Annotated in this window: 4 protein-coding genes; 3 read left to right on the top strand and 1 reads right to left on the bottom strand. The window is 73.1% G+C overall.

The window, feature by feature from the left end:
* Positions 1 to 225 precede the first annotated feature (225 nt).
* Positions 226 to 1404 carry a saccharopine dehydrogenase family protein gene (locus ACZ60B_RS42405; protein WP_469397293.1) on the bottom strand — a complete coding sequence of 393 codons (1179 nt, stop codon included), beginning with the start codon at positions 1402 to 1404 and terminating at the stop codon, positions 226 to 228.
* Positions 1405 to 1698: 294 nt separating this feature from the next.
* Between ACZ60B_RS42405 and ACZ60B_RS42400 the strand changes: the two genes are divergently transcribed.
* From ACZ60B_RS42400 to ACZ60B_RS42390, 3 genes are all read left to right on the top strand, one after another.
* Positions 1699 to 2838, top strand: a complete 1140-nt coding sequence (locus ACZ60B_RS42400) for a CaiB/BaiF CoA transferase family protein (RefSeq protein WP_469397290.1) — start codon at positions 1699 to 1701, stop codon at positions 2836 to 2838.
* Positions 2839 to 2945: 107 nt separating this feature from the next.
* Positions 2946 to 4160: an acetyl-CoA C-acetyltransferase gene (locus ACZ60B_RS42395; RefSeq protein WP_469397286.1), complete on the top strand. Its 1215-nt coding sequence runs from the start codon at positions 2946 to 2948 to the stop codon at positions 4158 to 4160.
* Positions 4161 to 4200: 40 nt separating this feature from the next.
* Positions 4201 to 6378 carry a 3-hydroxyacyl-CoA dehydrogenase NAD-binding domain-containing protein gene (locus ACZ60B_RS42390; RefSeq protein WP_469397284.1) on the top strand — a complete coding sequence of 726 codons (2178 nt, stop codon included), beginning with the start codon at positions 4201 to 4203 and terminating at the stop codon, positions 6376 to 6378.
* The last annotated feature ends 127 nt before the right edge of the window (positions 6379 to 6505 follow it).

The following is a 6505-nucleotide window of genomic DNA, read 5'->3' as shown; positions in this document are numbered from 1 at the left end:
TTCGACGCGCCGGTTGCACAGGCCAGGATGATCCGGCACCGCAATGCCCACGCCTGCGGCGTGGAACGACGCCGCACCCACCCCTCGAGCGCGGCTCGTTCCTCGTCCGACAGCGTCAACTCGGCCTTCGGCCGCCCCATCCGTGCCATAGGGCAAGCCTATACATTTGAATGTAATTCCCGACTCGAAACACGCCCTAGACCCCCGGCCGGGGCGTCCGCGGCCTCACCGGACGGCGGCCACCCGGAAGGTGATCCCCGCCCGGCGCAGCCGCTCGGTCAGCGCGTCGCCCATCGCCACCGCCGTCGTGACCTGCCCGGCCGTCGGCGGGAGGTCGTCGAAGGCCAGGGCGAGCGCGGACTCCGCGAACATCTTCGCCGTCTCGCCGTACCCGGGGTCGCCGCCCGCGACCTCGGTGAACACCCGCCGGCCGCCGCCCTCGCCGACGAAGCGCACGGAGAACCAGCTCTTCGCCCGGGTCCGCTCACTGGGCCCGTCGCCGGGCTTGAGCCGACCAGACAGCCAGCGCCGCGCGGGCGGGACCTGGGCGGCCGCGGCCAGCGCCCCCACGGCGGCGACCCCGCCCAGCGCGACGGGCAGCCGTCGTACGGCCGCGTAGTGGCGGTAGCGGAAGTCGGGGCCGTAGCGCTCCAGGGCCTTCGCCGAACGCCGGACGATCTGCGGGTCTATGGTCGGCAGGGGCAGCGCCCAGGCGCCGACCTCCCCGGCGAACCGCGGCGCGCCCGTCGGCGCCGAGGCCCGGCGGCCCACGAGCCGCGGCTCGTGCCGTCCGCGGTCGCGTGCGGCGGCCGCCATCTGCCGTCCGCGCGCGAACTGGTTCAGGGCCGAGGCGAACGTGCCGCCGGAGAAGGTGGCCTGCGCCGTCACGAAGCCGTCGACCCGCAGCGGCACGCCCTCGGGGAGCTGCCGGACCGTGAAGAGCGCGCCCAGGTCGTGCGGGACCGAGTCGAAACCGCACGCGTGCACCAGCCGTGCGCCGGTCTCCCGCGCGCGTGAGTCGTGCCGTACGTACACGAGGTCCACGAACTCCGGCTCGCCCGTGAGGTCGAGGTAGTCCGTGCCGGCGTCCGCGCAGGCGGCGACGAGTTCCTCGCCGTAGCTGAGGTAGGGGCCGACGGTCGTGGCCACCACGCGCGCGTGCTCGGCGAGGGCGCGCAGCGAGGCCGGGTCGGACACGTCCGCCCGCAGCACGCCGATCTCCGTGCCGCCGGGCAGCCGGTCGCGCAGCTCCCGCAGTCCGCGCTCGCTGCGCCCCGCGATCGCCCAGCGCAGCCCCTCGGGCGCGTGCGCGGCGAGGTACTCCGCGGTGAGCGTGCCGACGAAGCCGGTGGCTCCGAAGAGCACGATGTCGTACGGACGGTCCGTCCTGTTCAGCCTGGTCATGACACCCCTTGCCTCGTGCAGCCGCGCCGCTGTCGGTGGCTGAGGCTAGCGTGAGGACCGCGGGACTCCGCGACGAGCCCGGAGGTATCGGGACGGCCGGGCCCGGGAATGGCCGGAAGAAGCGGCGGAAGACGCGCTTTTGCTCCACTTGGTGCCCTCGGGCGGCGATCCCGCGGCGCGCCGTCCATACTTGGCTAAGCGCTTGCTCGCCCAGGTCTTGTGTTGCGTAGAACGTGTTCTTAGCATCGTTGGTGTTACATCACTTGTGTCACGGTCACGGCTTCAGGGGGCTGGATGACAGCGGCAACGGCACCGGGCGGGGGCGGCCCGCTCTCGGGCGTACGCGTGGTCGAGCTCGCGGGGATCGGGCCCGGCCCGTTCGCCGCCATGCTCCTCGCCGACCTGGGCGCCGACGTCGTACGGGTGGACCGCCCCGGCGGCCCCGGACTCGGCGTCCCCCCGGAGTACGACGTCACCAACCGCAACAAGCGCTCGGTGGTCGTCGACCTGAAGGCGGACGGAGGACCCGCTCGCGTCCTCGACCTCGCCTCCCGCGCGGACATCCTCGTCGAGGGGTACCGGCCGGGCGTCGCCGAGCGCCTGGGCGTCGGCCCCGAGGCCTGCCACGCGGTCAACCCGCGGCTGGTCTACGGCCGGATGACCGGCTGGGGCCAGCAGGGCCCGCTCGCCCACCGCGCCGGGCACGACATCGCCTACATCGCGCTCACCGGCACCCTCGGCATGATCGGCGAGCCGGACCGGCCGCCGGCCGTGCCCGCCAACCTGGTCGGCGACTACGCGGGCGGCTCCCTCTACCTCGTCGTCGGCGTCCTCGCCGCACTGCACCACGCCCGTGCGAGCGGCAGCGGGCAGGTCGTCGACGCCGCCATCGTCGACGGCGCCGCCCATCTCGCCACGATGATCCACGGCATGGTCGCCGCGGGCGGCTGGCAGGACCGGCGGGGCGTCAACCTCCTCGACGGCGGCTGCCCGTACTACGGCACGTACGAGACCTCCGACGGCGGGCACATGGCGGTCGGCGCCCTTGAACGGCAGTTCTACGAGGAGTTCCTGGACCTCGTCGGACTGAAGGACTTCGCTCCGGCCCACAAGGACTGGACCCGCTGGGGCGAGCTGCGCGAGGCGGTCGCGGCCCGCTTCCGCACCCGTACCCGGGACGAGTGGACGGCCGTCTTCGAGGGCTCCGACGCGTGCGTGGCCCCCGTGCTGTCGCTGCGCGAGGCCCCGCACCACCCGCACCTGGCCGCCCGCGGCACCTTCACCGACCACGGTGGCATCACCCAGCCCGCCCCCGCGCCCCGCTTCTCCGCGACACCCACCACCGTCCGCAGCGGCCCCGCGCAACCGGGCGCCGACACCGCGGCGGTGGCCCGCGACTGGCAGATACCCGGACTCCTGGCGGACGGCGCCTGACGGACGTACGGCCCGCGCCGCGCCACCCGCGACGCGGCCCCGGACGCACCCACGGCTCCCACGCCCCCGATACCGCTCGGCAGAAACCCTCGTTGAAAGGCTTGTCAGTGAGCACCGAAGCGTACGTGTACGACGCGATCCGCACCCCGCGCGGGCGCGGCAAGGCCAATGGGGCCCTGCACGGCACGAAGCCCATCGACCTGGTCGTGGGGCTCATCCACGAGATCCGTGACCGCTTCCCGGGCCTCGACCCGGCCGCGATCGACGACATCGTGCTCGGCGTCGTGGGGCCGGTCGGCGACCAGGGCTCGGACATCGCGCGGATCGCCGCGGTCGCAGCCGGCCTGCCGGACACGGTGGCCGGCGTCCAGGAGAACCGCTTCTGCGCCTCGGGCCTGGAAGCGGTGAACATGGCCGCCGCCAAGGTCCGTTCGGGCTGGGAGGACCTGGTCCTCGCCGGTGGCGTCGAGTCGATGTCCCGGGTGCCGATGGCCTCCGACGGCGGCGCCTGGTTCAACGACCCGATGACCAACCTCGCCGTCAACTTCGTGCCGCAGGGCATCGGCGCCGACCTGATCGCCACCATCGAGGGCTTCTCGCGCCGCGATGTCGACGAATACGCGGCGCTCTCCCAGGAGCGGGCGGCCACGGCCGTCAAGGACGGCCGCTTCGACCGCTCCGTGGTGCCCGTGCGGGACCGCAGCGGCCTGGTCGTCCTCGACCACGACGAGCACCTGCGCCCCGGCACCACCGCCGACTCGCTGGCCAGGCTGAAGCCGTCCTTCGCCGACATCGGCGACCTCGGCGGCTTCGACGCCGTGGCCCTCCAGAAGTACCACTGGGTCGAGAAGATCGACCACGTCCACCACGCCGGCAACTCCTCCGGCATCGTCGACGGCGCCTCGCTCGTCGCGATCGGCTCCAAGGAGGTCGGCGAGCGGTACGGGCTCACCCCGCGCGCGCGGATCGTCTCCGCGGCCGTCTCCGGCTCCGAGCCGACCATCATGCTCACCGGGCCCGCGCCCGCCTCCCGCAAGGCGCTCGCCAAGGCCGGGCTGACCATCGACGACATCGACCTGGTCGAGATCAACGAGGCCTTCGCGGCCGTCGTCCTGCGCTTCGTGCGGGACATGGGCCTGTCCCTGGACAAGGTCAACGTCAACGGCGGCGCGATCGCGCTCGGCCACCCGCTCGGCGCCACCGGCGCGATGATCCTGGGCACCCTGGTCGACGAACTGGAGCGCCAGGACAAGCGCTACGGCCTCGCCACGCTCTGCGTCGGCGGCGGCATGGGCATCGCCACCGTCGTCGAGCGCCTGTAACCACCCGGCGGACCCTCAGACTTCTACGGAGACACCAGTCATGACCGAGAGCACCACCATCCGCTGGGAACAGGACGACACCGGCGTCGTCACCCTCGTCCTCGACGACCCCAACCAGTCCGCCAACACCATGAACCAGGCGTTCCGCGACTCGCTCGCCGCGATCGCCGACCGGCTGGAGGCCGAGAAGGACTCGGTCCGCGGCGTCGTCTTCACCTCCGCCAAGAAGACCTTCTTCGCCGGCGGCGACCTGCGCGACCTGATCCGGGTCACGCCCGACACCGCCCAGGACCTCCTGGACGGCGGCCTGGAGATCAAGCGGAACCTGCGCCGCATCGAGACCCTCGGCAAGCCGGTCGTCGCCGCGATCAACGGCGCGGCCCTGGGCGGCGGCTACGAACTCGCCCTCGCCTGCCACCACCGCGTCGCGCTCGACGCCCCCGGCTCCAAGATCGGCTGCCCCGAGGTCACCCTCGGCCTGCTCCCCGGAGGCGGCGGCGTCGTCCGCACGGTCCGGCTGCTCGGCATCGCCGACGCCCTGCTGAAGGTGCTGCTCCAGGGCACCCAGTACAGCCCGCGGCGCGCCCTGGACAACGGCCTCGTCCACGAGGTGGCCGACAGCCCCGAGGACCTGCTCGCCAAGGCCCGCGCCTTCATCGACGCCAACCCCGAGTCGCAGCAGCCCTGGGACCGGCCCGGTTACCGCATCCCCGGCGGCACCCCGGCCAACCCGAAGTTCGCGGCCAACCTGCCCGCGTTCCCGGCCAGCCTGCGCAAGCAGACCAACGGCGCCCCCTACCCGGCCCCGCGCAACATCCTCGCGGCCGCCGTCGAGGGCGCCCAGGTCGACTTCGAGACGGCGCAGCTCATCGAGGCCCGGTACTTCGTGGAGCTGGCGGCCGGCCAGACCTCGAAGAACATGATCCAGGCGTTCTTCTTCGACCTCCAGGCCGTCAACTCCGGCGCCAACCGGCCCACGGGCGTCGAGCCGCGCCAGGTCCGCAAGGTGGCCGTGCTCGGCGCCGGGATGATGGGCGCGGGCATCGCCTACTCCTGCGCCCTCGCGGGCATCGAGGTCGTGCTCAAGGACGTCTCGCTGGAGGCGGCCGTCAAGGGCAAGGGCTACTCCGAGAAGCTGTGCGCCAAGGCGGTCTCCCGGGGCCGTACGACCCAGGAGAAGGCGGACGCCCTCCTCGCCCGCATCACCCCGACCGCCGACCCGCAGGACCTCGCGGGCTGCGACGCGGTGATCGAGGCGGTCTTCGAGGACACCTCGCTCAAGCACAAGGTGTTCCAGGAGATCCAGCACATCGTCGAACCCGACGCGCTGCTGTGCTCCAACACCTCCACCCTGCCCATCACCGCGCTCGCCGAAGGCGTGGAGCGCCAGAGCGACTTCATCGGGCTGCACTTCTTCTCGCCCGTCGACAAGATGCCGCTCGTCGAGATCATCAAGGGCGAGCGCAGCGGTGACGAGGCCCTCGCCCGCGCCTTCGACCTGGTCCGCCAGATCAAGAAGACGCCGATCGTCGTCAACGACTCGCGCGGCTTCTTCACCTCCCGCGTCATCGGGCACTTCATCAACGAGGGCGTGGCGATGGTCGGCGAGGGCATCGAGCCCGCGTCCATCGAGCAGGCGGCCGCCCAGGCGGGCTACCCGGCCAAGGTGCTGTCCCTGATGGACGAGCTGACGCTCACCCTGCCCCGCAAGATCCGCAACGAGTCCCGGCGGGCCGTCGAGGAGGCGGGCGGCACCTGGCCCGCGCACCCGGCCGAGGCGGTCATCGACCGCATGGTCGACGAGTTCGGCCGCCCCGGCCGCAGCGGCGGCGCCGGTTTCTACGAGTACGGGGAGGACGGCGCGCGCACCGGCCTCTGGCCGGGGCTGCGGGAGCACTTCACCAGGTCCGGCCACCGGATCCCGTTCGAGGACATGCAGGAACGCATGCTCTTCGCCGAGGCGCTCGACACGGTCAAGCTGCTCGAGGAGGGCGTGCTGACCTCCGTCGCCGACGCCAACATCGGCTCCCTCTTCGGCATCGGCTTCCCCGGCTGGACCGGCGGAGTCCTCCAGTACATCAACGGCTACGAGGGCGGGCTGCCCGGCTTCGTGGCCCGCGCGCGGCAACTCGCCGACCGCTACGGCGACCGGTTCACCCCGCCCGCGCTGCTGGTGGAGAAGGCGGAGCAGGGCGGCACCTTCACCGACGCGCGCTGACGCGCCGTCCGGCGAAGACCGGCTCCCCGCTCCGGGACCGGCCGCGGGGGGGGGGGGGGGGGGCGCCCCCCCCGCCCCCCGGCGGGGGGGGGGGGGGGGGGGGGGGGGGGGGGGGGGGGTGGGGGGT

It is taken from the genome of Streptomyces sp. NPDC104096 (assembly GCF_055584385.1).
Note: the sequence above shows the minus strand (reverse complement) of the source record. Positions and strands in the feature narration are given on the sequence as shown.

What these genes read in the sequence shown, in the direction of transcription:
- ACZ60B_RS42405 (WP_469397293.1), bottom strand. Translation starts at nt 1,404, where the DNA reads ATGACCAGGCTGAACAGGACGGACCGTCCGTACGACATCGTGCTCTTC.
- ACZ60B_RS42400 (WP_469397290.1), top strand. Translation starts at nt 1,699, where the DNA reads ATGACAGCGGCAACGGCACCGGGCGGGGGCGGCCCGCTCTCGGGCGTA.
- ACZ60B_RS42390 (WP_469397284.1), top strand. Translation starts at nt 4,201, where the DNA reads ATGACCGAGAGCACCACCATCCGCTGGGAACAGGACGACACCGGCGTC.